This window comes from Cerasicoccus frondis (assembly GCA_031296915.1).
Taxonomy (GTDB): Bacteria; Verrucomicrobiota; Verrucomicrobiia; order Opitutales; family Cerasicoccaceae; genus Cerasicoccus; species Cerasicoccus frondis.
Window position 1 is genome coordinate 87,090 of sequence record JAVDPC010000006.1, and the last position, 26,918, is coordinate 114,007.

At 53.7% G+C, this 26,918-nt stretch carries 21 protein-coding genes; 13 read left to right on the top strand and 8 right to left on the bottom strand.

Annotated features, from left to right (window positions below):
• Positions 1–19: 19 nt before the first annotated feature.
• Positions 20–889, bottom strand: a complete 870-nt coding sequence (locus RBB63_RS06750; RefSeq protein WP_309382409.1) for a heme/hemin ABC transporter substrate-binding protein — start codon at positions 887–889, stop codon at positions 20–22.
• Positions 890–982: 93 nt separating this feature from the next.
• Here RBB63_RS06750 and RBB63_RS06755 point away from each other — a divergent pair, with 93 nt between their 5' ends.
• The 4 genes from RBB63_RS06755 to RBB63_RS06770 all read left to right on the top strand — a co-directional run bounded on the left by RBB63_RS06755 (position 983) and on the right by RBB63_RS06770 (position 4,989).
• A complete protein-coding gene (locus RBB63_RS06755) occupies positions 983–2,020 on the top strand; it encodes a hemin-degrading factor (protein ID WP_309382410.1) in 1,038 nt (345 codons plus the stop codon).
• Between the two features lie 100 nt (positions 2,021–2,120).
• Positions 2,121–2,774 carry a PEP-CTERM sorting domain-containing protein gene (locus RBB63_RS06760; protein ID WP_309382411.1) on the top strand — a complete coding sequence of 218 codons (654 nt, stop codon included), beginning with the start codon at positions 2,121–2,123 and terminating at the stop codon, positions 2,772–2,774.
• 81 nt (positions 2,775–2,855) lie between these two features.
• Positions 2,856–4,166 (top strand): hypothetical protein, encoded by a 1,311-nt coding sequence (locus RBB63_RS06765; protein ID WP_309382413.1) that lies wholly within the window; start codon positions 2,856–2,858, stop codon positions 4,164–4,166.
• Positions 4,167–4,170: 4 nt separating this feature from the next.
• The gene (locus RBB63_RS06770) at positions 4,171–4,989 is read left to right on the top strand and encodes a type II secretion system protein (protein WP_309382415.1); all 819 of its coding nucleotides are present in this window, start codon (positions 4,171–4,173) and stop codon (positions 4,987–4,989) included.
• A gap of 90 nt (positions 4,990–5,079) precedes the next feature.
• On the opposite strand, the gene ppk2 is transcribed toward RBB63_RS06770, so the two are convergent.
• Together ppk2 and RBB63_RS06780 are read right to left on the bottom strand one after the other, a co-directional pair.
• Positions 5,080–6,060: a polyphosphate kinase 2 gene (gene ppk2, locus RBB63_RS06775; protein WP_309382417.1), complete on the bottom strand. Its 981-nt coding sequence runs from the start codon at positions 6,058–6,060 to the stop codon at positions 5,080–5,082.
• A gap of 122 nt (positions 6,061–6,182) precedes the next feature.
• Positions 6,183–7,247: a quinone-dependent dihydroorotate dehydrogenase gene (locus tag RBB63_RS06780; RefSeq protein WP_309382418.1), complete on the bottom strand. Its 1,065-nt coding sequence runs from the start codon at positions 7,245–7,247 to the stop codon at positions 6,183–6,185.
• 186 nt (positions 7,248–7,433) lie between these two features.
• Between RBB63_RS06780 and RBB63_RS06785 the strand changes: the two genes are divergently transcribed.
• Positions 7,434–8,213, top strand: coding sequence for a hypothetical protein (locus tag RBB63_RS06785; RefSeq protein WP_309382420.1), 780 nt, complete (start codon positions 7,434–7,436; stop codon positions 8,211–8,213).
• 6 nt (positions 8,214–8,219) lie between these two features.
• Complete coding sequence (locus RBB63_RS06790) at positions 8,220–8,828, top strand: polysaccharide biosynthesis/export family protein (protein WP_309382421.1); 609 nt, start codon at positions 8,220–8,222, stop codon at positions 8,826–8,828.
• A gap of 45 nt (positions 8,829–8,873) precedes the next feature.
• On the opposite strand, the gene RBB63_RS06795 is transcribed toward RBB63_RS06790, so the two are convergent.
• Entirely contained in the window at positions 8,874–11,195 is a 2,322-nt protein-coding gene (locus RBB63_RS06795; protein ID WP_309382423.1) for a hypothetical protein, read from the bottom strand.
• A gap of 105 nt (positions 11,196–11,300) precedes the next feature.
• Here RBB63_RS06795 and RBB63_RS06800 point away from each other — a divergent pair, with 105 nt between their 5' ends.
• Complete coding sequence (locus RBB63_RS06800) at positions 11,301–11,861, top strand: TetR/AcrR family transcriptional regulator (protein ID WP_309382426.1); 561 nt, start codon at positions 11,301–11,303, stop codon at positions 11,859–11,861.
• A 146-nt stretch (positions 11,862–12,007) separates the two neighbouring features.
• Complete coding sequence (gene uvrA / locus RBB63_RS06805; protein ID WP_309382428.1) at positions 12,008–17,605, top strand: excinuclease ABC subunit UvrA; 5,598 nt, start codon at positions 12,008–12,010, stop codon at positions 17,603–17,605.
• Here uvrA and RBB63_RS06810 read toward each other — a convergent pair.
• From RBB63_RS06810 to RBB63_RS06820, 3 genes are read right to left on the bottom strand one after another with little or no spacing between them, the layout of a single operon-like run.
• Complete coding sequence (locus RBB63_RS06810; RefSeq protein ID WP_309382430.1) at positions 17,538–18,251, bottom strand: DUF1573 domain-containing protein; 714 nt, start codon at positions 18,249–18,251, stop codon at positions 17,538–17,540. The genes uvrA and RBB63_RS06810 overlap by 68 nt on opposite strands.
• Complete coding sequence (locus RBB63_RS06815) at positions 18,248–18,664, bottom strand: MauE/DoxX family redox-associated membrane protein (protein ID WP_309382432.1); 417 nt, start codon at positions 18,662–18,664, stop codon at positions 18,248–18,250. Before RBB63_RS06815 ends, RBB63_RS06810 begins: the two co-directional genes overlap by 4 nt.
• The gene (locus RBB63_RS06820; RefSeq protein WP_309382434.1) at positions 18,661–19,068 is read right to left on the bottom strand and encodes a rhodanese-like domain-containing protein; all 408 of its coding nucleotides are present in this window, start codon (positions 19,066–19,068) and stop codon (positions 18,661–18,663) included. The genes RBB63_RS06815 and RBB63_RS06820 overlap by 4 nt, the downstream gene beginning before the upstream one ends.
• 108 nt (positions 19,069–19,176) lie before the next feature.
• Here RBB63_RS06820 and RBB63_RS06825 point away from each other — a divergent pair, with 108 nt between their 5' ends.
• The 5 genes from RBB63_RS06825 (at position 19,177) to RBB63_RS06845 (ending at position 25,628) form a co-directional block, all read left to right on the top strand.
• Positions 19,177–19,911 (top strand): pseudouridine synthase, encoded by a 735-nt coding sequence (locus RBB63_RS06825; protein WP_309382436.1) that lies wholly within the window; start codon positions 19,177–19,179, stop codon positions 19,909–19,911.
• Between the two features lie 18 nt (positions 19,912–19,929).
• Positions 19,930–20,769, top strand: a complete 840-nt coding sequence (locus RBB63_RS06830) for an SH3 domain-containing protein (RefSeq protein ID WP_309382439.1) — start codon at positions 19,930–19,932, stop codon at positions 20,767–20,769.
• Positions 20,770–21,013: 244 nt separating this feature from the next.
• On the top strand, positions 21,014–23,299 hold the full coding sequence (gene pflB, locus RBB63_RS06835; protein ID WP_309382441.1) for a formate C-acetyltransferase: 2,286 nt from the start codon (positions 21,014–21,016) through the stop codon (positions 23,297–23,299).
• A 33-nt stretch (positions 23,300–23,332) separates the two neighbouring features.
• Positions 23,333–24,127, top strand: a complete 795-nt coding sequence (pflA, locus tag RBB63_RS06840; protein WP_309382443.1) for a pyruvate formate-lyase-activating protein — start codon at positions 23,333–23,335, stop codon at positions 24,125–24,127.
• Between the two features lie 223 nt (positions 24,128–24,350).
• Positions 24,351–25,628, top strand: coding sequence for an L-lactate MFS transporter (locus RBB63_RS06845; RefSeq protein ID WP_309382444.1), 1,278 nt, complete (start codon positions 24,351–24,353; stop codon positions 25,626–25,628).
• On the opposite strand, the gene RBB63_RS06850 is transcribed toward RBB63_RS06845, so the two are convergent.
• Positions 25,625–26,668, bottom strand: a complete 1,044-nt coding sequence (locus RBB63_RS06850; protein ID WP_309382446.1) for an acyltransferase family protein — start codon at positions 26,666–26,668, stop codon at positions 25,625–25,627. The two genes, RBB63_RS06845 and RBB63_RS06850, sit on opposite strands and share 4 nt — an antisense overlap.
• Positions 26,669–26,918: the final 250 nt, after the last annotated feature.

The following is a 26,918-nucleotide window of genomic DNA, read 5'->3' on the forward strand; positions in this document are numbered from 1 at the left end:
AGATTAGCGAAAGCAAAAGCTATTTCGCAGCCTCAGCCAGATGGGCATTCCAACGCTGTACGGCGTCCCCCAAACGAGGACCAAAGGAAAGATCATCCAAAGGCACTGAGTAAATCGCATTGTTCTTTACCGCCTTCGTTCCAGCGAGTCCCGGCAAATGACGCATTGCCTCCACGCTTTCCGGTGAAGCGCCATGGCCATCAGAAACACCAACAAAGATCACATCGGGATCTGTCTTAATCAGAGACTCAATCGACATCACCTGAAAGCCCTGGAAATCCACTGCGTTTTCACCGCCAGCGAGCGAAATCAACTCCGCCGAACGGGTGTCATCACCCCCAGCCTGACCACCGCCGCTTGAGCTCGGTGGCGATAGGAAAAAGACGGCTGTCGGACGATTGCTCCACCTTTTTGCCACATCGGCGGTTTCCGCCAGCTTGGCGCGGACTTCCACGATAATTTCCTCAGCTTTCGCAGATTTGCCCAGCGTTTCACCGACTTCACGCAGCCCCTTCTCCAGAGCCTCCGGGCTATTGGGCTCAGGAATCCAAACGACGTTCGCGCCCATTTGCTTGAGCATTTTTTTCGCCGCAGGCGGGCCAAGCGTTTCGGTTGCAATAATCATGTCAGGGCGCATGGACAGAATTCCCTCTGGCGTCACATTACGGATATAGCCAACCTGTGGCAATTCACGCACCTCGGCAGGGTATGTGCTGGATAAATCAACCGCGACTACGTCTTGGCCAGAACCAAGCGCAAAGACGATCTCAGTCGCCGCTCCGCCGACGGTTACAATACGCTGCTGCGAATTCGCAAAAAGCGCCGCTGGCGCCAGCAAAAGCATGAAAAGGACACGAAAGGCCACGTGTTTTTGATGGAATTGAGACATAATTTCAAAAAGTTGTTTTTTCTTGTTGACCCGAGCAAGCATTTTTTCGCTGATGGGACTCGATCTCAATTTTATATTCTTATCTTAGCTTTAATGACTACTACGACATCATCGCTGGCGGATCGCTATGCCGCCTTGAAGGAAGCCGACCCCAAACTGCGCATGCGTGATTGCGCGGATCGCTTGGGTGTTACCGAGGGTGAATTAGTAGCGGCCGACTGCGGCTGCCAGTCCATTCGTTTAAAAGTCGAAAGCTGGATTGGCATTATTGAAGAATTGAAAGCCTTAGGGCGGGTCATGGTGCTGACTCGTAATGAGCATTGCGTCCACGAACGCAAAGGCTGCTACGAGCAAATTTCCTCACACAACGGCAAAATCGGCCTCGTCGTCGGCAAGGACATTGACTTGCGTCTTTTCTTCGCAGACTGGGCTCACGCCTATGCAGTCACGGCTCCTAGCCGCGGACAGGAACTGAAGTCCATTCAGTTTTTCGACCGTTACGGCAATGCGATCCACAAAGTCTACCCGAAGGAGGAATCCAAGATGAGCGTCTACGAAGAGCTCATTGCCCGTCTTCGCCATGAGGACCAGGACTCCCCCATGACGGTTGAGTCGCAACCGGCGAAAAAAGAAGCCGAGCCAGTTGACGAAGAGCGTAAGGAAAAGTTCATGGACGGCTGGGCCAACCTGAAGGATACCCACGACTTCTTCATGCTCATGGCCAAAAACAAAGTCAGCCGTTTGCAAGCCATGGAACTGGGCGAAGGTAAATTCACCCGCCGTCTGGAAAATGACGCCGCCCGACGCCTGCTTGAGCAAGCCCGCGACAAGGAAATGCCCATCATGGTCTTTGTCGGCAATGACTCCGCCATTCAGATCCACACGGGAACCGTGAGTAAGCTGGTCATCTTTGAAGACTGGTTCAATGTCCTCGACCCAGATTTCAACCTTCACCTGAAGGAATCCGGCATCGCCAGCAGTTGGCATGTCGTCAAACCAACCGACGATGGAGACGTCAACGCTGTCGAACTCTACGACGCAGAAGGAGAAATCATCGCTCAATTCTTTGGCGCCCGCAAGCCAGGCATACCAGAGCGTGAAGACTGGAGAGAGCTCGCCGCCCAACTGTAATTCGGGGACGCCCGCCAAACCATCGGGCGTCTCATTTTGAGACAGACTTGAGACTGAATCCTATTTTTAAGAATTAGAATCATTCCAAATAACTAACAAAATGAACAAGCAACTCATAACAATCCTAGCCTTCATTGGCGCAGCCTCCAGCGCATTGGCCACACTAGACGTCGTCCTGCCTGGCAATTCCGAAGAAGCCTATTGGGATGGGCTAATTGAAGATAATCATCCTGGCTATCCGGTGTTTGCTACATCAGGGAATCCTTGGCCCGCTCCAATTATTCCATCCCTCATCACACCCGGCAGTGAAGTCCCCGAATTCGACAAGGTTGCTGGTTATGGTTACCCCGCTGGCGCTGGGATCTATGTAGGTAGCAATACAGGGTTTTTGACCGGCACCTATCAGGTCTCAGTCGACTCGGCCCTCACAGGCTTAGAGACAGTTATTTTTCAGATCGACGAATCAGAATATTACTCTACTCCAACTTTTTCGTATAACAATGGTGAAGGGACTGTAGAGGCATCCTACAGCGCGACCAGCATCGGTTACTACCAGTGGGACCTCACCGGCGTTGCTTCCGAGATTCTTTCTTTTGCTATTGAGTGGGAGGCAGCTGCTCATTCTTCCATTACTGCGCTCCAACTGAACCAGGGCGACACCTACGTCCAAGTGGTTCCAGAACCTTCAACCTATGCATTGCTCGCTGGCGTTGCCTGCGGAGCCCTCATTTTGATGCGTCGTCAGAGACGTTAGTTAAAGCCAAGCAAGAAAACCTGCCCGCTGACGGTTCTATGCCGTTAGCGGGCTACTTTGCATTATAAACCTGTCATTTGCATGAAGCAAATATTCGTCATATTAACCCTATGTTTTACCGCCAACCTTTCGGCGCAATTCATCGTCCCTGATTACCGCACCAGCGAAGACGATGAGGATTTTGCCTTTTGGGAAGGTGCTGACGATGCTTACACACCTGAAAGCCCACCATACACAGGCCTCAGTTGGAACGAAGTAAACTACCCCTACTATGGCGGAAACGAAGCTGCACGACTCGCACAATACGGGACGTCAACCGCATTCCTAGTTTCCAATGACCGCATTTATACTCCTTCAGGTGAGTTACTGGCCTTCCGGGCCTATGATAATCCAACCTACAGTCCCGGGGAAATATTATTTCAAGTCATGACGTACCATGGCAGCGCTGGCATTCCTGACAATTCAACCGTTAAGCTATTCTACCGCGCCAGTGCAGATGGAGATTGGGTGGAGTACAACGGCACATTCAACACAGTAAGTAGTTCAGACCCCTACAGCAACCAATACACAGCTTGGGAATGGGACACCAGCAGCCTACTAATCTACGATTACTACATACAATTCACTTACTCTCTGTCCCACACTTCGTTTGCTGCAGCTAGCCTCGACACCAACGAAACATACGACGCTCAAATTGAAGGCTATGGCATCAGCATAAGCACCAATATCCCATTTGGCTTACAATTCGGAGAAGTCAATAAGACCCCTAGTAAAGCGATTTATCAATATGGCGACATCGTTGAACTCGAAGTCGTCATTGAAGGCTATAACAGTGGTAATTACGCCTTTTTCAAGTGGGTAGGGTCGTTTGGTGAATCGACTGATAACCCGTTGGAAATCACAATTACTGAGGACATGGAGATCTATCTGGTCATTGCTCCAAGGCAATACTCAATTTGGAGACAGCTCAACTTCCCTTCCGCCCTTGGCACAGGCTTCACCGCAAACGATTGGGCTGCTACCACTGATTACGATATGGATGGCGTTATAAACTCCATGGAATACGCCATGGACAGTAATCCCGAAAGCGGCATCCAATACGATTCATCTAGCGTTGTACAGGAGATTGTCGTGATTGACGATCAGACATACCCGGCCATCACATTCCCCATGCAATATGCGGCAACTGACTTAACCTACACTGTCGCACTATCTAGCGACCTAAGTAATTGGGTAACCAATGACGATGCAGGTGGCCCCTACACGTCAGATCCTGAAATCATTTCCCTGAACGACGACAGCACCAAACAAGTCCGTATTCGTTCGCTAATCCCCCTCGATGATGCTGCCTCACTTCCCTTCATGAAATTAAATGTAAGTCTGGAGGATTAAGACAGTGAAGACCGCCCATACGCACAACAATGCTTTCACCTTAGTTGAGCTGCTCGTGACGATTGCAGTCGTAGGCATCTTAGCCGCAATCACCATTTCTGCAGTGGGCCGTGTAAAGGAATCGGCCTACAAAGCCTCTGACTTGTCTGCTGCGCGTCAAATCATGAGCGCGTATCTGACTGTCCCTCAAGATAATGATGGACGTTTGTTGCCGTCAGTTCTGAGCGAAGACGACGAGCTCTCAATGAAAATTTTGGATCATAATGGAGATCCAATCTTAGCTGCGGAGGTAAAAAATCGTTACGTCTTCCGCCTGTTGCCTTATGCCGGAGGCATCGATCTATTCTACCCGGGCCGTTCCCAGACCCACCTGAGCGAAATTCGCGACATCAATCCCTACTACACATCTTATTTTCCTTCCTTCGGGATGAACTCGGAGTACACCGGTGGAGATTACCGCATAATGAGCGGCCGACACCGGGTCAGCAGAGATCCCACTTACGCGGTGCTGACGCTAGCGCAAAGCACTTGTCCCAGTGAGCACATTGTTTTTGTGTCCACGCACTCCGATCTGGATGACGCCGATACAGATGCCGAATACGCGGGTTACTTCGACGTGAAACCACCTACTCAGTGGAGTGGTTCGTACAATGAAGATCGCCCCAGCCGTATGGGCAACGTCCACCTTCGCTACGACAATAAAGCAATTGTTGCGCACCTCGACGGAAGCGTCGACATGCTCACAGAGGATGAGCTTAAGGATATGCGCCGCTGGTCAAACGTGGCCCGCAATACCAACAACCCCGATTACAACGCGCGCTGACACGACACTTTTCAATCAGCCATAATCGAGAAGACCCCGGAATTCAACCACCGGGGCCTTTTCATTTACTGAAAACTCAATGAGGATGCCTCAGTAAACATTGGGCACGAACATGGTCTTCGGCACCGGATGACGCTGATAATTGGCATGATGCACGCGCCCGGGCAGCACGATTTCTTCACGTGGCACTTTCTCATATGGCACCTGATGCAAGAGGTGACTGATGCAATTCAAACGCGCCCGCTTCTTGTCAATGGCGCTGACCACATTCCAGGGCGCAAATTCGAAGTTCGTCCGGGCAAAAGTTTCCTCCTTAGCCGCAGTATAATTCTCCCAACGAATACGAGACTGCAGGTCCATTGGGCTGAGCTTCCATTGTTTAAGCGGATCCGTTATGCGGCATTGAAAGCGAAATTCCTGCTCTTCATCGGTAATTGAAAACCAATATTTGATCAGCTTGATCCCCGAATTGACGAGCATCTCCTCAAAGTGAGGCACGTCGTTGAAGAACTGCTCGACGTCTTCCTCCTCACAGAAGCCCATAACTCGCTCCACGCCACTGCGGTTATACCAACTACGGTCAAAGAGCACCATCTCACCTGCGGCGGGCAAATGCGGCACATAACGCTGAAAATACCACTGGGTCTTCTCGCGCTCAGTAGGCGCTGGCAAGGCCACCGTGCGGCAAATGCGGGGGTTTGTCCGCTGGGTAATGCGCTTAATGACGCCCCCCTTCCCGGCGGCATCACGCCCTTCAAAAATCACCACAAGCTTGTAGCCCGTCGACACGACCCAATCCTGTAAGCGCACCAGCTCGATCTGCAGGCGGCGCAACTCCTTAAAATACATGTGTCGAAACTGCTGGCGGTCATCCAGACTGGGCAGTGGTTTTCCAACTTTGCCTGCATGCTGCTCTTCGAAGAGGTCCTCCAGGTCGTATTCCATCTCCTCCTCAAGCTCATCGAATATCTCGGCCTCCAATCGACCGCGGAATTCCTTATCGTGCGCTGCATAGGCGAGCACCCGTTGAATTTCTTCTTCAGTTGGCTGGGAATAGATAGAATCGGACATAGCAATTGCGAAAGCTTATTCTGCAATGAATAGACTCTACTGTAGACAGGTCAAAGCCTGACCTGTTGCATTTCTGCAACAACGAACGCCAAGAGCACTGGCTGGCTCCGGCTGCTTCAATTCTAAACCCAGTCGCGCGTGCGCCAACTCAGCGCTTGAGCCAGATCTTTCGCAAAAAACGGACCACGGTAAATCATGCCGGTGTACACTTGGATCATTTTGGCGCCAGCGTCAAAGAAATCGCCGGCCGAGCGTTCATCATGGATGCCCCCCACCCCAATGATCGGCAATTTGTCGCCCACGCTGCGGTACATGTAATTCACGATGTTAACAGAGCGCTGGTGGATCGGATTGCCGCTCAGCCCACCTGTTTCGTCTTTGCTGCCCAAATCAACTGGACGTTCGATCAAAGTATTGGTCGCAATGAGGCCATCGGCGCCGACTTCCAGAGCGCTTGCCAAAATGTCGTCAATTTCGCGATAGGTGAGGTCTGGAGCAATCTTCACCAGAATTGGAATCCGGCTCTTGCCCAATTTGCGCGCACGCTCGCGATCCGCCTCAATCACCGAGCCTACGAGGTCGCTCAGCAGGTGACGCTGCTGGAGCTGACGCAAATCCTGCGTGTTGGGGCTGCTGACATTGATCGCAAAATAGTCGGCGTAATCGGCTAATTTCTCGTAAGAGCCCAAATAATCGCCTACCGCTTGATCGATCGGCGTTACGCGGCTTTTACCAATGTTAATCCCCAGTGGAATGCGTCGTTTGCGCGATGAAGGCGCTTTTGAAAGGCGCTTGGCGACGGCCTCTGCGCCATCGTTGGGGAATCCCATGCGGTTAATGAGCGCCTCGTGCTCTGGAAAGCGGAAAATACGTGGCTTTTGGTTGCCCGGCTGCTCAAGCTTGGTCACTGTGCCAATTTCCACGTGACCAAAGCCGAGAGCGGCCATCGCCTGCCAACAATGGGCGTTTTTATCGAAGCCAGCGGCTAAACCCACCGGATTCGGAAAAGTTAACCCAAATAACTCTAAAGGTTCGCTATAGGCCGGCCGATTGTACTTCTCCATTATGCGCAAAGCCGGTCCCATGCCCGAAAGCATGCGTAACCAGCCGATTGCGCGTTCATGAACTTCCTCGGGATCTCCCCGGAATAAATATGGTCGGACCAACGTCTCGTAAAAGGCACCCATGATATAGATAGCAAATTCTCAGTAGGTGGAAACGCTCTAGAAAAAAGTCCCAGCTGTCCACTTTTAACTTGGAATGCAAAAAATATCTCCATGAATCCTTGACGACAGGCAAAACTCTCTCAACGTCCTCTTAAATTCAATACAAGTAAGCCCTAGCTATCACGAAACCCGTTTCCCAAGAACAACATGCCTAAATCAGCTCCAAAACTTGAGTGGTGCATCGTCCGACTGGGCGAAGATATGAACTGGTGGGTCGAAGAAATCAGCGACGAAGTCCACTGGGATGTCGACGGCCTGAGCATCATTGACCCACGCCAAGTCAGCCATATTATGGACTTGGTCGAACCATTGCGCGATTACGATTTTCAGCCTTCGATCTTCGAAGACGCGTTTTTCAAGTTCCGCATCGACAAAAAACTCGATGACCACCGCCTGCGCCTGGTCCGCACCAATGAGAGCCTCTTCGAGTCCGAAGAACTCCTCTTTGCCCTCCCCGACGTAATCGACGAGGAAAAGGGCCCTTACGCCGACTGCATCGACCACGTCACTGCAATGCGCGTCAAGCTGCTCAACGACCTCATCGAGTTCGAGCAAAAGTTCACCATTGAAGAACTGGAAGACGACATTCGTGAGGAGCAGAACGCCGACTTCATGGAAGGCCGCGCGATTCACTGCTTCCGCGAGCTCCTCGACATTCTCGAATTCGTGCCGGACGGCTACGAGCTCGATGGCGATGAAGATGGCGGCAGCAACGACGACGACATCGAAGAATCCTTCCCCGACCTCGACGAAGAAGACGAAAAGATCGAAGAGGACGAAACGATGAAGTGGGACGAGGACGAAGATGAGGAAGAGGATGAAGACAGCTTCGACGAAGACGAAGATGGCGAAGACCTCGGCGAAGACGACGATGAGGACGAAGAAGATGAAGAGGAGCGTCCCGCCAAAAAGTCCCGCAAGAAATAGTCTTTCGTGAAATCAACACCGCAGCAAAGCCGCACATTAATCTGGGTAATCGCCCTGGCGGCCTTGCTGTTGATGGCCGGGTGTGCATCCGGCGGTTCGGGCGCCAGCGGGAGCAATCCCAAACTAGCTGCGCCCAAATCCGCCGCTGCACTGCGCCCCGGAGACACCCTGCAAGTCAACCTTCAGGGCATTCCAGATCCAAGTTCCAACGACGTGCAGATTGACGATGAAGGCATCGTCAGTCTGCCCTTTATTGGCCGTCTGCCCGCCGCCGGGCTCACCCCCTCGGAATTGGCCACCAACATCCGCCAGCAATACATTGCCAAGCAGATTTACCGCAGTGTAGACGTCTCAGTCTACGTCACGGACCGTTATATCTATGTCGGGGGGGAGGTGCAAAGCCCGGGCCGCGTCGTTTGGACTCCGGACCTGACACTGACGAAGGCAGTGCAGTCAGCCGGTGGATTTTCCCTCTATGCCCGCGAAGGCGCCGTAAAGCTAACCCGCGAAAACGACATCTATGTCATCGACGCCGACCTAGCCCGCGACAATCCCCGTGAAGACCCCAAGCTTTTCCCGGGAGACTCCATCATGATCGAGCGCTCGCCATTTTAGCGCTGCGTCTAATCCACAAGATAAGTCATCGGCTTGATTTCCGGATTACCCCACCGTGGCCGACCATTCATAAGTCAGCCACCACAACGCGATGCCCAGCGCTAATGCGCCAATGCCAAAACACGTCCAAAAACGGCGACGGCGTGTCTTACCGTCTTCAGTCAGGTATTCGTAGTGCACCCTCGTCGAGCTGCTCGGAAACTTGCCGACATGCGTCAAGTCGTGCGCCAACTTTAGGTTGATGCGCATACGGCCATTGATGGCCCAACCTGAGGCCTCCAAAATCATACCGATATCCCGCGCCCGCAGCTTGAAAAAGCCGAGCAATACAGACGGCGCCACGACGAAAAAGATAATCAAAACCGCCGTGTAGACAAAGTATACATCGGGCAGCTCCTTGACTTGTTGCGCAATGTAAGCAAACGACGAGGAAAGCGCGGCAATGGCCACCCCTCCCCCGGCCAGCATGCCCCCCATCCCCATGCCACCGCCGGTGGCCTTGCTCTCAACTTCGGCTGGCGGCTTCGCTGCGACATTCTTATCCATCTCTATCATCGTGCCCGAAATTTCCTTTTCGATGGCCTTCTGCCGAGATTGGGTGATCTTTTCGATCTGCGAGGTGATCAGCTCTCCAATGGCCTTAAACGGCGCCCAAGCCGCCTCACGCAAGCTAATGGAGTTGACGAGCACCTTGGTTACCTTGGCGTCCCAGTCACGCCCCTTGCGGTCGTAAAACACGCCATTCTTGCCCACTGTCATGCGACCAGCGCTACGACTCGTCACGGCGGCGCACACATTGATCGGCGCTGGCTGATCCTTTCGCTTGGCCTCCAGGTAAATGAGGTAGATGCCAGATTTTTCCGCAATCACTGGATGCAGCTTCATATCCAGCACCTCCACGCACATCTGCAGCGAACAACCATCGATGATCAAGTGACCCGTCTGGAAAATCGCCTGTTTATCGGTGTCGTAAAACTCCGGAAAACTGATGACGTTGTTCAACAAGCGAAACAAATCACGGTGGTAGCGCAGGAGCTTTTCCACCTCCTCGACTGCTTTAATCTCACCCGCCAAAGCGGAATCAACTTGAATCAGAGCTTCAATGGCCTGTTTTTCCGGCCCATTCAGTATCGCGCCAATGCGCGCAGCGCCCAACGCCTCTACTGCTGAGCCCTTCTTCGCGTTAATCCAGGCTTCATAGGCCGCGAGCTTTCCTAGCAACATCGCCCAGTCCTCCGGCGTCAAAATTTCCCGTTCGCCAATCAACGGTGCGACGGCGCGCATTTTGAGCGCCAAGAGCGCGTCCGCATAAGCAGGGTTCACCCCTTTGGTCAACGGCAGGTCTGCATCTGCTTCCACATGAGCTAATGGCAACCCAAGCATGACCTCCTTCAGGCTCGCTTCATCACGCTTGCCAGCCTCAATTAAATCGCTTTCGCGAAAATTAATGAAAGTCACCGCGCGCGCATCAAACGCCGCGATACGGCGTTGGGCAAAAAATTCCTCGACCTTGCTCCGCAAAGCCTGCACTGCGCCATAGGCCACAGGCGTATCTGCCCCCAAAGGAAAAATACCTGAATCGCGCTCCGGCAGTTCAATCGCAGGTGGCGGCTCGACGGCTTCCGACTCAAGCTTGGCCTCAGCCTCAGAACCCTTTTCAATCGCGTCCTCGAGCGAAAGCGCCGTCTCCTCTTGAACCGGCGGCACATACCCCGGCAGGTGAATTCGATCCGCCGGATATCCCTGCACCCACCAATTGAGAAATTCCTGCGCCGCCTGGTAAAACGCGTTCACTTTATCCGCCGTCACGCCGAGTTCCCCGCTGCGATCCGCTTCGCCCCCCATCGCCTTGATGATGTCACGAATCACGGCTTTGGTTTCATCTTTCTCAGCGGCAACTTCGGGTATAACGCCATCTCCATTGCTCTTTACCTGGGCAAAAATACCACTTCGGTCCTGCGCGTCGGCGAGTGTGATTCGATCAGCATCCGCCCGACCGAGATTCTCCAATATTCGCTGAGCCGACTTAAGCAAAGCGGCGCCTTTTTCACTTTCAGCGTTCAGTTGACTAAGCTCTAGCCAATCCCGTCCTTCAATGACGGTCTCATACCCTGATAAAACGTCGAAGAACCACCGAATCGCTTCTTTAATTTCCGGCGGGCGAATGCGGCCATCGCTATCGGAATCAATCAAGCTCAGGGTCTTCTCATCAATATCCAAACCCTTAACGGGGCAACTGGAGGCCACCCATAGCGTTTCGTCCAGATCTAGAACCAAACGTAAGTCATCAGCCTTTTCCAGGCACATTTGGTTAAACCCGCCAGCCTTGAAAAATCGTAGCGTCGTGTCGGTCGATACAGTCTCCACGGGGCATAGGATGCTCTAAATGGTCATTTTAACAAGTTTTTATGAAAACTTGGCCAGTGCAACGATTGACACCTTGGCGCATTGTTCTGTTTACTGTTTGCGCACATGAAGCGAAATCGCCAGCAAACTGAAAAGCGTATCGTAGAGGCAGCCATTGGCTTGCTGGCCGAAGAAGGATTCCAAAGTTTTGGGGTCAACGCAGTCGCGGCGCGCGCTGGAGTGGACAAGGTTTTAATCTACCGCTACTTCTCCGGACTCGACGGCCTGCTCCAATTCATTGGCGAAACCCAAATCCTGTTCCCATCCGCAGGAGCGATCCTCGCAAAGGACTTGCCAAGTTTTTACGGCAATTTCTGCGTGGCCTTCGCTCAAAACCCGCTCAGCGCCTGTGTTCAAAATTGGGAGCGCGTAGCAGACAACCCACTGACACAGGCATACCGGAGACAGCGCGAGATCTTCTGGCAAGACGCTCGTCAGTTGCTCCGACCACAGGATGACGTAGGCCACACACTCCTCACCTTGCTGGCAGCCGTGCCATTGGGCTGCGTGACAAGCGATGAGATTCAGCCACTGCTCAGCTTACCAGACTATGCGCCAGAACCACCTCGCGAAAAACCCCAAAGTGACTACAAACTCGCTGGCAGACTTGCTGATAACCTCTTGTAGGGTGCTGAAAATCTAATTTTCACCTCTTCAATCTGCGCTTTTATTAACTCATGATGATGTGAAACTGGAGGTTGCTAGGACCTGGCTGAAATTATTTTAATGCGCAGACTTGCACTATTTCAAAAACTGTCAAATAGTGAAGGTTTATGCATTTCCCCGACGCTCAGACCATCCGCTTACGCGGCGCCCGCCAAAACAATCTACAGGGCATAGACCTCGATTTGCCCTTGGGGCAATTGATCGTCGTCACAGGCTTAAGCGGCGCCGGCAAGAGCTCTCTTGTGTTTGATACGCTCCACGCCGAGGGGCAACGCCGCTACGTTGAAACATTCTCCCCCTACACGCGACAATTCCTCGAAATGCTCGACCGCCCCAAGGTCGACTCCATCGAAAACATCCGCCCATCCATCGCCATCCGCCAAAGCAACACGGTTAAAACGTCGCGCTCCACGGTCGGCACCATGACTGAGCTGTGTGACTATTTCAAAGTCTGGTTCGGCCAAGTTTGTCAGCTCATCGATCCGGCAAGCGGCAAACCGATCCAAGACGACAACCCGCAGAGCATTTGGCGAGCGGGGCACAAGGCGCACAATGGCGAGTCTGCACTGGTGATGTTTGAAGTCACCCGTCCCGGCAAGCTCAAGTGGAAGCAAATACTGGATTCCGTTTCGAGCCAGGGCTTCACCCGCATCCTGCATCAGGACACCATTACTCGCATCAATGAGATCGACGCTGAGAAGCTGGCCACGGACGCTGTAATCGCCGTTATTGTCGACAAAGTAAAGCTCACGCCAAACCAGCGCTCACGCTTCATCGACGCCGCCACGACTGCACTTAAATTCGGTCAGGGCGAGCTGTTGCTTGGTGTGCTGGCTGGCGACCGTCCGGAAGCAATGGAACGCTTCACCGAAGGCCTGCACTCGCCGATGACCGGGCAGACTTTTTCACCCGCCACCCCGAACCTGTTTTCCTTCAACTCTCCAGTCGGCGCATGTCCACGCTGCCGGGGTTTTGGCCGCGTTATTGAAATCGACTACCGTCTCGTAGTGCCCGATGAAACGCTCACTTTGGCCGAGGGCGCGATCAAACCATTTCAGGGTGAAGTTTACAGCGAATCATTACGAGACCTGCAAAAAGCCGCCAAAAAACATGGCGTGCCGATGGACGTACCTTGGCGCGAGCTCAGCGACGAGCATCGTAACTTTGTGCTCAATGGAGAAAGCGGTTACGGCGAGGGTAATCGCGAATGGCTCAAAGCCTGGTACGGCGTGAAGCGTTTCTTCGATTGGCTTGAAGGCAACACCTATAAAATGCACGTGCGGGTGTTTCTCTCACGCTTCCGCAGCTACACCGAGTGTCCAGATTGCCACGGCTCGCGGCTCGTCCCCGATGCGCTGAATTGGAAATGGCGAGGGCATACGCTGCCTGACCTTTACCAAATGCCAATCGGACAGCTTTATGATCTGATCAAGGCAGCGCCGGAATTCGAAGATGTAAACAAGCCTGCCCAGCTCGCACTGGATAACATTCTGACGCGACTGAATTACCTGACGCAAGTCGGCCTGGAATACCTAACTCTGGATCGCACAAGCCGCACTTTGTCCGGCGGCGAAGCACAGCGCGTCAACCTGACTTCATGCCTGGGAGCATCACTCGTAGACACGCTTTTCGTACTGGATGAGCCGAGCATTGGCCTACATGCACGCGACATCGACCGCCTAGTCAGCATTCTGAGAAACCTGACTAATCAAGGCAATACAGTGGTCGTCGTCGAACATGATGAGTCTGTGATGCGCGCAGCAGATTGGTTAGTCGAAATTGGTCCTCAGCCGGGCAGTGGCGGCGGTCGCGTAGTCTATGCCGGACCCGCCAAACAAATCGCGACCGCTCGGGAGAGCATCACCGGTAAATATCTCTCCGGCCAGGAGACGATCACACCGCCTACAGCGCGCCGCAAAGTAAGCAAGAAGCAACCGTCACTTGCGATCAGAGGCGCGTGCAAACACAACCTCGAAAAGGTTAATTTGAATGTTCCACTGGGTCGCTTCGTGGCGTTGACCGGTGTCTCCGGCTCAGGCAAATCCACGCTGCTCGACAACGTCATCCACCAGGGAGTGCTAACTTTGCGTGGCAAAGTAAGTGAAAACCCAGCCGCCGTGAAGAGCATAACGGGCGAAGGGTTGTTTGGCGACATCGTGCTTGTCGACCAGTCTCCCATCAGCAAGACGCCACGCTCAAACCCCGCTCTCTTCGCCGATGCCTGGGACGGCATTCGCAATCTCTTTGCCGCCACGGAACAAGCCCGCCAAGATGGCCTGACCGCCTCTCATTTCTCATTCAACTCGGGCCAGGGCCGCTGTGAGCATTGTCAGGGGCTCGGATTCGAGCGCGTGGAAATGCAATTCCTATCCGACGTTTATGTGCCCTGCCCTGTCTGTGAATCGAAGCGGTTCAAGCCAGAAGTCCTGGCCATTCGCTGGAAAGAAAAATCAGTCGACCAAGTGCTCGGCCTGACGGTCCAAGATGCGCGCCTATTTTTCCAAGGCCAAAAGAAAATAGAGAACAAGCTGGCGGCGCTGACCGATGTGGGCCTCGGCTACTTGCCGCTTGGGCAACCGCTCAACACCTTGTCCGGCGGTGAATCCCAGCGCCTGAAACTCGTAAAATATTTGAGCGGGTTTGATCAGGAAAAGGAACTCCCGGCACTCCTGCTACTTGACGAACCCACCACCGGACTCCACCGGGATGACGTCAAGCGACTCATTGCTGTCTTGCAAAAACTTGTTGAGCACAACCACAGCCTTGTGGTCATCGAACATCAGTTGGACATGATAATCGCCGCAGACTGGCTCATCGAAATGGGCCCTGGCGCCGGTGACAAAGGCGGCAAAATCGTGTTCGAAGGCACGCCCTCCCAAGCGTCTAAAAAGCAAACTGAGACCGCCCCATATCTTCGTGAAGCGCTTGAGCTTAACAATGATCGCATCGTAGACTTTGCAACGCAAAGTAAATCGCTGGAAGCCGCAGAACCTTTGCCGAAAGCTCGCAGCGAAACGGCGGTTATCGTGTCAGGCGCGCGCGAACACAATCTGCGCAACCTGAACGTGAAGATTCCACATGGCGTGTTCAACGTTGTGACCGGCGTTTCAGGCTCCGGCAAATCCTCACTTGCCTTCGACATTATTTTTGCTGAAGGCCAACGCCGCTTCCTCGAATCGATGTCGTCCTATGCACGTCAATTCGTGGAGCAATTGCCGCGACCTGACATTGACGACCTGCGCGGCATCCCCCCCACCGTAGCCATCGAGCAGCGCATCACGCGTGGCACGCGCAAATCGACTGTCGCAACGATTACTGAAGTCGCCCAATACCTGCGCCTGCTCTTTGCCAAAGTAGGCATACAGCACAGCCCCACCACGGGCGAACCAGTCGCCGCGCAAAGCATGGCGTCGATTAAAAAACGATTGGCCAGCGCCATCGATTCACCCGAAGCGAAAAAGGCAAAGGCGCTCTACTTATGCGCGCCTTTGATCCGCTCGCGCAAGGGACATCATCAGCCACTGGCCAATTGGGCGGCAGACCATGGCTACGAACTTTTGCGCTGTGACGGTAAGCTCGTCGAGGTTGCGAAATTCGAAAAGCTTGACCGTTACCGCGAACACGATATCGAGCTGGCGTTGGCTTTAGGCAAGCCCACCGTGCGCGCCGAAAAAGCCGCAGGCTACCTCGATGAGGCGCTCAAGCTCGGCAAAGGCTCTTGCTTTTTGCTGTCGGACAACGGCGAAGTTTTAGCGTGGTTTTCGACCAGCCGAACCGATCCGGCAACTGGAGAGGCATTCCCCGAACTCGACCCGAAACACTTCTCGTGGAACTCGCCCAAAGGCTGGTGCGAAACCTGCCGCGGGCATGGCGTCATTCATGATTGGATGCTCGACCACGAAGACTACGAGGAAATTCCCGACGATGTCAGCGGCGGTCAAGATTGTCCCGATTGCCTAGGCGAGCGTTTGAACCCAATCGCCCGTGCGGTTCGTGCGCCAGTGAAAAAAGCCACGCTAAAGAAGTACTGCGCCCATGATGCGGACAGCATTTCTTTACCGGAATTGCTGGCCCTCCCCCCCTCTGCACTGCTGACCATTCTGGTTAGCCTGAAGCTTGACGCGCGCGGAAAGAAAATCGCGGCGGAGATCGTGCCGGAAGTCACCGAGCGGCTCAAGTTCATGGACCGCGTGGGTCTTAGCTACCTGACGCTTGACCGCGCGACAGCGACGCTTTCCGGGGGCGAAGCGCAACGTATTCGCCTCGCAGCGCAGTTGGGCTCGAATCTGGCTGGTGTCTTATACGTCCTCGATGAACCGTCGATAGGCTTACATGCACGCGACAATGACGACCTGATCAAGTCGCTGCATCAACTTCGCGACAACGGCAACACATTGCTCGTCGTGGAGCATGACGACGAGACGATGCGCGCAGCAGATAACATTATCGACCTAGGGCCAGGCGCGGGAGTCAACGGCGGGCGTTTACTTGCGCAGGGCGACTACCGGACAATCTCCAAGGCGGAGGAAAGTCTGACTGGGCGATTGCTGCGCGAGGGGATCCCCCACCCTCTCCGAGGCAGCTATCGAACATTGCCCAAAAAATGGAGCGTGCGCTCCCGCCCCAAAGAGCCGAGCTGGATGGTTTTGCGTGAAGCGAATCTGCGCAATCTCAAGGGCGGTGAATTACGATTGCCGCTTGAGCGGCTCATCATGGTCTCCGGGGTGTCGGGCGCTGGCAAAAGCACGATGTTCCGCGACCTGCTTCACCCGGCTGTTGATGCGGCAATCGGCGAAAACAATCGCAAATTGACGCCAAAAGATCTGCCCAAGAAAAGTACGCTTTGCTCCACTCCTGGTGCATTTAAAGAACTCTATGACGGCAATGCCTTCCGTAAAGTAATTGAGGTCGACCAAGCGCCGATCGGCAAGACGCCCAGGTCAACGCCAGCTACTTACATTGGCGCTTTCGATATCATACGAGATGTTTTCGCGACCCTGCCGGAAGCCAAGATGCGTGGACTAACACCTGGCGCCTTTTCTTTCAACACCAAGGGAGGCCGCTGCGAAACCTGCAAAGGCGCCGGCCGCATAAAGCTGGAGATGGCGTTTCTCCCCAACAGCTACCAACCATGCGACGAATGTGGAGGCCTGCGCTATGGGAAAGAGATGCTCGATTTACGTTGGAACGGTAAAAACATTGCCGACGTACTCGACATGACCTTTGAAGAAGCAGCGGCATTTTTCGATTTTCACTCACGCTTAAGCGACTTGATGCAGCTCATGGTCGAAACCGGTCTTGGCTACCTGACGCTTGGGCAAAGCAGTCCAACCCTGTCTGGTGGCGAAGCGCAGCGTCTAAAGCTAGTCAGTGAGCTGGCGGCTGGCTTACCAAGCTTCAAGGAGAAGTCGCGCAACATCCTGCGCCGCAATCTATACATCCTGGAAGAGCCAACAATTGGACTGCACCTGAGCGACTGCCAACGCCTGATCGAACTACTGCATCGGCTCGTCGATCAGCGCCATACAGTCATCGTGATCGAACACAATCTAGACCTAATCGCTGAAGCAGACTATGCCGTGGAAATCGGCCCGCAAGGTGGCGACGGTGGTGGCAAAATACTCTACCAAGGCGCCGTTAAGGGGCTTGCGGAGCAAGCTGCTTGCCCGACAGCTCCTTACCTGAAGTCCTTGCTACGCGTATGATGGCAAAAGCATAGGAATCAGCCAACAGTTTGTCATTCGCATCGAAGGCGCCGAGTTTGAATTTCGCACGCCCAGGCTTTTCCACTTTGGGCTCAACGGTGACGGTGTAGTCACCGACGCCGCTTTCCGCGCGAACAATCGTCACGTTAAAATCTTCAGGATTGTCGCCCCCGATCAAACGCACATCTGCTTCAACATTTTCGCCAAGCACAACTTGAAATTGCTTTGCCTCCAAAGGCTCACTCCCAACATTCCAAAAGACCACCCGCGGCTTGATAGTCATAATTTCCGGAATGGTAATCTCCAGCCGCAATGTCGCCCGCTTGGGCTCGCTATCGGTGATCACAGAAATCGTCTTTTGCTGATGCCCTGTTCGAGCGTCAAAGCTGAAAGTCGCTGTAATTTCGCCTGATTCACCAGGAGCATAGACCTTCTTAGCAAGGGCCGGCACCGTGCAACCGCAAGACGATTTAGCTGAGAGAATGGTGATCGTGGAATCGCCAGTGTTTTTGAACGGAAACTTTGCAACGAATTCTTTTTCTCCGAGTTTGGCCACACCACCATCCACACTAGTCGTTTCAAATACCAACTCGGCATTCAGGACCAGCGTGGCAAGGAGGCTAAAGAAAAGGATCAGATACTTCATGAGATTTTTTTATGCGATTTAATATCCAGTAAATAAACTCCAGTCAAAGCCGCAAGCAGGAAGCAGTTACGGACGAGGGCAAAAGTTACCGAACTCCCCGCGCCGCCGGTACAACCGCAGTCTATATTGAGCCCACGCGCCAAGGCAGATAGCAAGGCCGTAATGAACACAGTAAGCATCGCCACGAGCCAGAACAGACCACCCTTCCGTGTAAAAGGCGGCATAACCCCTAAACCTGCAAATACTTCAAGCCAGGGAAGAAACAGGGCAACCCACCAAGCCATTCTTTCGCCTAGCAATTGATAATTCAATATACTCCGGTAGAATTCGACCGGATCTGCAATTTTTCCAACGCTGGTCCAAATGAAAAAGCCCCCCACACAGATTGCCAATACATGCGCAAAGGCTTTCATTGCTTGGAATGCTCCTCCCAAGCCTCAATTCCCCCAAAGAGCCAATACACCCGGTCATCTCCCAGATCAGAACGCAATCTGGCAGCAGCCTCCTTGCTCAGTTCGCAACCTTCGCCATCACAGTAAACCACAATGGCCGCATCGGGCGACCACTGCGCGAGCATTTCACCAAAACCATGATCCCAGTCTTGCAGGGAGACATTAACAGCGCCTTCGATGTGCTTTTCGGCAAAAACGTCGGGAGTGCGCGCATCAACCCAGAGGAAATCATCCATCGTGACGACTTGCTCGACAGTGCGCATCCATTCGTCTTCCACAAGTTGTGTTGGCTCCGGACGCGGATGCAGCAACGCGCTACCCCCCGCCCCGGCGAACGCAAGCGAGAATATCAACAGGGTTTGCATCCAACATCGCATGCGGCAAAGCTGCGACATTTTAGCTCTCATGCAAGCGCACAGCGCATAAATCGCTTGCGCCCAGGGCAGTTTGCCCTGATGAATAGGCGGTTTCACATGCCAGAGCCCGAAGCTATCAGATTGCAGAAATACTTGTCCGAACAGGGGTTTTGCTCGCGTCGCAAGGCCGAGACCCTGATCGAGGAAGGCGTCGTGTCCATCAACGGTAAGACCGCCCAACTCGGCGATAAAGTCGTGACCGGCAAAGACATCGTCAAAGTCGAGGGGCAGCGCGTCAACGCCCGTAAGCTCAAGCGCTGGATTTTGATGATGAACAAGCCCAAGGGTGTCATCTGCAGCCACAACGACCCCCATAACAGCAAAACCATCTACCACCTGATGCCTCCAGAGTTGGCGACGGAAAAGCTCATTTGCTGCGGTCGTCTGGACAAAGAAAGTGAAGGCATGCTGATTTTGACTACGGACGGCGATCTGGCTCAACGCATCACCCACCCCTCAGGAGGCGTGGTGAAGCGTTACCGCGTGAAGCTTAGCCGCAACTTCGACACCACGCTGATTCCGAAACTAATCAAGGGCGTCAAACGCGATGGCGACTTCCTGCAGGCGAAGAAAATCGTCATGGCGACGCATGGGCCGGACGTCGAGCGACGCTTGGAAGTGCACCTCGAACAAGGCCGCAAGCGCGAGATCCGGCGCATGTTTGAAGCCTTCGGCTACTTTGTGGATAAGCTCGAGCGTTTCCAAATGGGCAATTTACCCATGAAGGGCATCCCCCGAGGTGGGGTTCGTGAAGTGACAAAACGCGAATTGGACTTTCTCTTTTCAAAATAGTCGTTACGATAAATACCGATGATCTTTAAGACCCGTTTCATGCTTTTTATTGGCGCATTGTTGGCGTCGCTATCCCTTCAGGCCCAAGACCGGATGATGAACATATACCTGGAGCCTGACATCAATGGCACTGTGTATTTTCAGGAGGATCTGGAAGAGCTGAACGACTTGGAGCCCCGCCCGCTTCTCGATGGCTCCGGCGCAGGGCAAGGCTGGATGTTCGTCCAATACCCGGGCAAGTATGTCGGCCATGTGCAGGCATCCGACGTATCAGCAGGCAAAATAGTTCGCAACGGGTCAAAAGCTTACCTGCGCGCGGATACAGGAAGCCCAGTGCTGGCTGTCATTCTGGATGGCGACGAAGCCGAAGTAGCTCGTGTCGAAAACGGATGGGCCACCGTTTACTTTGAGGGCGAGGCGCCGGCTTACTTTCGCATGGACTCTTCAGGCCCAAGCAGCGTTGCGGCGGTAGCTCCAGCTGGAGCAGTGGGCAAGGCGAAGGCGTCCAATGGCGCAGGCGCCCCACCAGTCTTGCAAGAAGTAAAGATGCAGGAAACGCTAATCAATGCGCCGGTCACGTCTGGTATCCGCCCAATGTCACAAAGCGTGGCCCGCTACGTTCAGGGAAAATTCGTCCCCATATCATCATGGGATCGCATTTTCGGCTCCGACTATCGCTATCGTTTAGTCGACGCCAATGACGACACCATCGCTTACGTCAAAGTCGAGGACACCATAGTATTTGGTAAGCTGGAAAGCTACTTTGGCGAGAAAGTTGAAATTCAGGGCGTTCTCCGCCGGATCAAAGGCGGCGTACCCATTGAAATTACGGCTGATAACATCCGCGTACTGCGTTAATTTCGTCCACTACCTCATTTTGAAAGGGCCCGTTAAATACGGGCCTTTTTCGTATCTGGCGATACAGATCATATGACGCCATGAAATCCAACCCATAAGAAAATTTTATTATTAGACATTTTTATATTAAAAGTTCGAATATAAAGCCAAATTACCTATTGTCTTAAACATCTACTAAAGAAGGGGGATGTAGGTCCAGAGCAGTTGCTCGACCGAAGCCGCCTATTTGACTACAATAGGACCAATGAAAACAGGGTTAGGCAACGAAGTGGCGTCCAAAGACGCAGTGGTATCAGGTTCCTCCTCGCCATGGCGGGGATTCACGCCGGGTGATTGGACGGACTCAATCGACGTCCGTGATTTCATCCAGAAAAACCATGCGCCTTATCTCGACGGTGACGAGTTTCTCTGCGAACCAACAGAGCGGACACTCAAGCTTTGGGATGCGCTGAAGGATTTACTCGCACAAGAACGCGCTGCTGGCGGCGTCCTCGACGCCGACGATAAAGTCGTTGGCAAAGTCGATTCGCACGGCGCGGGTTACATCGTGCAGGAGTTGGAGCAGATAGTCGGTCTCCAGACGGACAAGCCGCTCAAGCGCGCACTCTTGCCCTACGGCGGACTGCGGATCGCCGCCAAAGCGCTTCAAGCCCACGGACGCGAGATTGATCCGGAAACAGCGGATACATTCCTGAAGCATCGCAAGACTCATAACGACGGCGTTTTCGACGCCTACACTGACGACATTCGCGCCGCCCGGAGCGCTGGTATCGTGACTGGCCTCCCCGACGGGTATGGCCGGGGCCGAATCATCGGCGATTATCGCCGCGTCGCCCTCTACGGTGTAAATCGTCTGATTGCGGATAAGCAGGAGCTGATCCAGACCATGCAGGACGAAGCATTCACCGAAGAGTGGGTCCGAGAGCGCGAAGAAATTGCGGATCAAGTCCGCGCCTTAAAAGCGCTCAAGAAGATGGCCGCCGCTTACGGCATTGACATTTCCCAACCTGCGCAAACTGGTCAGCAAGCCGTCCAGTGGACGTATTTTGGCTACCTCGGCGCAGTCAAGGAGCAGAACGGCGCAGCGATGTCCTTTGGCCGCGCCTCGACCTTCTTCGACATCTACTTCGAGCGCGACTTGCGGGAAGGGACCATTGACGAGGCAGGCATTCAGGAAATCATCGACCACCTGGTCATGAAGATGCGCATCGTGCGCTTCATCCGCACCGCTGACTATGACGAGTTGTTCTCCGGCGACCCGACCTGGGTCACCGAAAGCATCGGCGGCGTGGGTGAAGATGGTCGGCCACTCGTTGGCAAAAGCAGCTACCGCATGCTTCACACCTTGCGGAACCTCGGCCCCTCCCCCGAGCCCAATTTAACCGTTCTCTGGTCGGAAAAATTGCCGCAGACGTTTAAAGATTTCTGCGCGAAGATTTCCATCGAAACCAGTTCGATCCAATATGAGAACGACGATCTCATGCGCCCATACTGGGGTGACGACTACGGCATCGCCTGCTGCGTCTCCGCCATGCGCATCGGCAAGCAAATGCAGTTCTTCGGCGCCCGCGCCAACCTCGCCAAAGCTCTACTTTACGCAATTAATGGCGGCGTTGATGAAAAGAGTGGCAACCAGGTCGCCCCGGCATCTCCCGCATTTGAGGGCGAATATCTCGACTACACAGACCTGACTCAGCGGTTCGATCGCATGATGGACTGGCTCGCCAAGACCTACGTCAAGGCGCTGAACATCATCCATTACATGCATGATAAATACAGCCCTGAGCACCTCATGATGTCGCTGCATGACCGCACGATCTTCCGCACCATGGCTTGCGGCATCGCGGGCCTGTCCGTCGCTGCTGACTCGCTGTCAGCCGTGAAGTATGCCAAGGTCAAAGTCATCCGTAACGAAGACGGCCTGGCCTGTGATTACGAAGTTCAAGGCGAATACCCGGCCTACGGCAACAATGACGACCGCGCGGACGACATCGCCTGCAAGCTCGTTGAAACCTTCATGGACAAGATTCGTGAGCAGCCGACCTACCGTAACTCGGTGCCGACTCAGTCGATCCTGACCATCACTTCCAACGTCGTTTACGGCAAGAAGACTGGCAACACGCCGGACGGCCGCAAGGCTGGCGAGCCCTTCGCACCGGGTGCCAACCCGATGCACGGCCGCGACCGCAACGGCGCCATCGCGTCGATGTCCTCCGTAGCCAAGCTCCCTTACGATCAGAGCCAGGACGGCATTTCCTACACCTTCTCCATCGTTCCCAAGGCCTTGGGCAAGGACGACGGCGAGCGCGTGAACAACCTCGTTGACCTGCTGGACGGCTACTTCACCAACAAGGGCCACCACATCAACGTGAACGTGTTCGACCGCGAAACCCTCCAGGACGCCATGGACCATCCGGAGAAGTATCCGCAGCTGACCGTGCGCGTGTCGGGCTACGCCGTGAACTTCATCAAGCTCACGCGAGAGCAACAGATCGACCTCATCAACCGCACCTTCCACGGCTCATTCTAACCGCAGGCGACTGTGTCCCGAAAGGAGGCAGACATGTATGCGAACTGCAGTTTCACCAATGCGGCCGCGACCGAGCTAACCATGCCCGGCGCGGTCCCGGGACCTGACACCGAGGGCGTCGTCGAGACTATCGAGACTTGCGGCGCCGTCGATGGCCCGGGCCTACGGTATGTGGTCTTTACGCGCGGCTGCCCGCTGCGCTGCCAGTATTGCCACAACCCGGAAACCCAGGGCAAGCCGAAGGGCGACATCACCACGGCGGAGAAGGTCCTGGCCGACGTTAAGCGCTACAAGGCGTTTATCAAGCGGGGCGGCTTGACGATCAGTGGCGGCGAACCGCTGATGCAGGCTGACTTCGTGCACGCGATCTTCAAGGGAGCTAAAGAAGCGGGCATCCACACGGCGCTCGACACCTCGGGCTTCCTGGGCGCGCGCGCATCCGATGAACTCTTGAAGCACGTGGACCTCGTCCTGCTCGACATTAAGAGCGGGCTTTCCTCCACGTATAAAAACGTCACCGGCGTGCAGCTTTCCCCGACTTTAGACTTTGCCCAGCGGCTCGATGCCCTGGGTAAATCTATGTGGATCCGCTTTGTGCTCGTGCCCGGCCTGACCGACAGCGAGCGCAACATCGAGGCGGTGGCCAAGTTTGTCGCCACGCTCAAGCACGTGGACCGGGTGGAGATCCTGCCCTTCCACAAAATGGGCGAGCACAAATACGAGCACACCGGCCTGACCTACAACCTGTCCAACACACCGACTCCCACGCGGGAGCAGGTCGAAACCGCCCGGGCCATCTTCGCCCGGCATGGGGTTGAGGCACGGTAAGCGAGACGCCGAATTAACGAATAAAGGTAGCGCGGATCGTCCCCGATCCGCAAGGATTGGTGAAATGAATCAATAGGTTCGCGAAAGCGGGTTGCGCCATTGCGCCTAATGCGAACCGATGGCGCTTACAGCCGCTGCTTGCGGATCGGGGACGATCCGCGCTACCTTATTTCAGCTATTTCAATTTTATCCGATTCAAGATACAAACCATTTAGAAATCAAAATGGATAAGATCAAAAACCGTTGGCTCATTGCCGCATCGACGATGGGGGTGCACGTCTCCATTGGCAGCGTTTACGCCTACAGTGTGTTCAAGAAACCGCTGTTGGAGGCCGTTGGCTGGCAGCCGTCGCAGACGGCGTGGTCGTTTAGCATCGCGATCCTGGTGCTCGGCTTGTCGGCGTCGTTTCTCGGCGTGAAGGTCGAGAAGATGGGCCCGCGACTCAGCGGTCAGATCGCGGCGGTGTTTTACGGACTCGGGCTGATCCTGGCTGGCGTCGCCGTGCAGCAGGCGCAGATCTGGATGTTCTATCTGGGCTACGGCGTCATCGCGGGCATCGGCCTCGGCATTGGCTACATCTGCCCGGTCTCGACGCTGGTTAAATGGTTTCCCGACCGACGCGGGCTCGCGACCGGCTTGGCCGTGATGGGCTTTGGCTTCGGCGCGCTCTTTGCCAGCAAAATCTTTGTCCTGCTGATTCACAGCTTCGGCATCCCGGCAACGTTCATCGGCGCCGGCATCACCTACTTCGTCATAATGATGGCTTCTTCGCGCTACCTCGCGCCGCCTCCCGAAGGCTGGGCGCCAGCGGGCATGGACTCTGCATCGCAAAGTAAGAAGAAGAAAGTCGTCCGCGAAGACCCCGTGCAACTCACCGCGAAAGAAGCCCTGCGCACGCGCCGTTTTTATTTCCTGTGGTCGATGCTGTTCATCAACATTACCTGTGGCATCGCGGTGATCTCGACCGCCTCACCGATGTCTCAACAGATCGCGGGCCTCTCACCGGAAGCCGCCGCAACGATGGTCGGTCTAATGGGACTCTTCAACGGCCTCGGCCGCATCGGCTGGTCCGCGCTGAGTGACTACCTCGGCCGCGCGGGCGTGTTTGGGATATTCTGCGTGCTGCAGTTCGGCATCTTCTTTGCGCTGCCACAGATCTCGCAGCCAATCCTTTTCCAAGCCGCGGTGTGCGTGATCATTTCATGCTACGGCGGCGGCTTCGCGCTGATGCCCGCCTTCATCGGCGACGTGTTCGGCGTCAAGCAGCTCTCGGCCATCCTCGGCAACCTGCTCACGGCCTGGGCTGCGGCAGGTGTAGTCGGCCCCATGCTCAGCGCCTTCGTCTACGAAAAGACGCAGAGCTACGCGATCAGCCTCTACATCTTTGGCGGCGCCTTCGTGGTGGGGCTAGTTTTATCTGTAGTGATGGCGTTGGAGTCCAAACGTCTACGAGAATCTACCGCAAAAGCACTGCTAAGGCCAGCAAACGTAATCGGTTAGCCCGCTTTGGCGCTTGCATTTCGCTTAAACTTTCTACGCCAGCGTTCAACCGGCTCATCGATCAACTTTATCGCAATGTAGCTAATAATGAGCACCGAACAATAGCCCAGAACAAGGAATACAAGTCCATCTTTTGTTAGATATGACCTTCTAAGCTCTTGCCCCGAAATCAGATAAATCATTGCAGCCCCTTGCCAATGGCATAAATACATTGGGTAGCTAAATTTCCCAACAAACACATCCACCTTCCTTAGCCATCCAACTGGTTTTTGTTCATTAAGGCTAACAACAACAAGGATCATGAGTAATAAATTTACATATAATCCTGCACCCATCATATAGTTATCAAATATCTTGTATTGTATAAAATACGAAAACGCAAAATTTAGACATATAGCTATCATTAAAACAACTGGAGTCAGAGGAAATTTAATAAATTTCACTCGGTCAATTTTTTCTCGATAGTGAAATAGCATAGCGCCAATGGAGAAAGGTAGACTTGCAGCAGGAATAGGAAAATATCGGTCATACCATAGGTCAGAAGGCAGTGTGATCAGAAGGAACACAGTGTAAATCACACTCTGTATAAACCAAATCTTAGTCATCTCGCGAGTTCGAGATAAACCCAAACCAATCATTACATAGAAAAACAATTCTACAGTCAGCGCCCACGAAGCGGGAGAAAGCCTCGGCTCACTATCTACTGAGAACACTAAAAACAGATTCTGAAACCATTCAAAAAAATCCCCAGGAGGATATAAATTATTTTTCAACCCGGAAATGCTACCCCATAGAAAAATGATAGCTAAACTTAAAATAATCGAAAACCAATAAGTAGGGTAAATACGAAGAAATCGATTAATATAAAAATCATAACGACCCGCCCTACTGTATCCATATGTGTTATGCATAACAAAGGTCATTAAGTATCCACTCAATACATAAAACCCGAATACGGCATACATCCCAAGAAACTTTGGACCAAATAAATGCCCAACTACCACAAACGTTGCCAAAATGGTCCTAAAAATCCCAAACATGGCACAAGTTTGGGTTAATAACTCTAGGAACCGCAAGCTGAGAATTTCAAGAGGCGGCGCAGCGTTATATGAGTTTGCGAGATTCTTATGACACTAAGCAATGAGACACGCTACGATCTGTATTCACTAAAGAGCTAGCTGCAAAATGTGGTTACGCGTGCCAAAGAGACAACTCGTGCCCCCGAACCGTTACAAGTGATACCTTAGCTAAACGCGATGATCATGACGATATCATGGGGTATTGATAAGA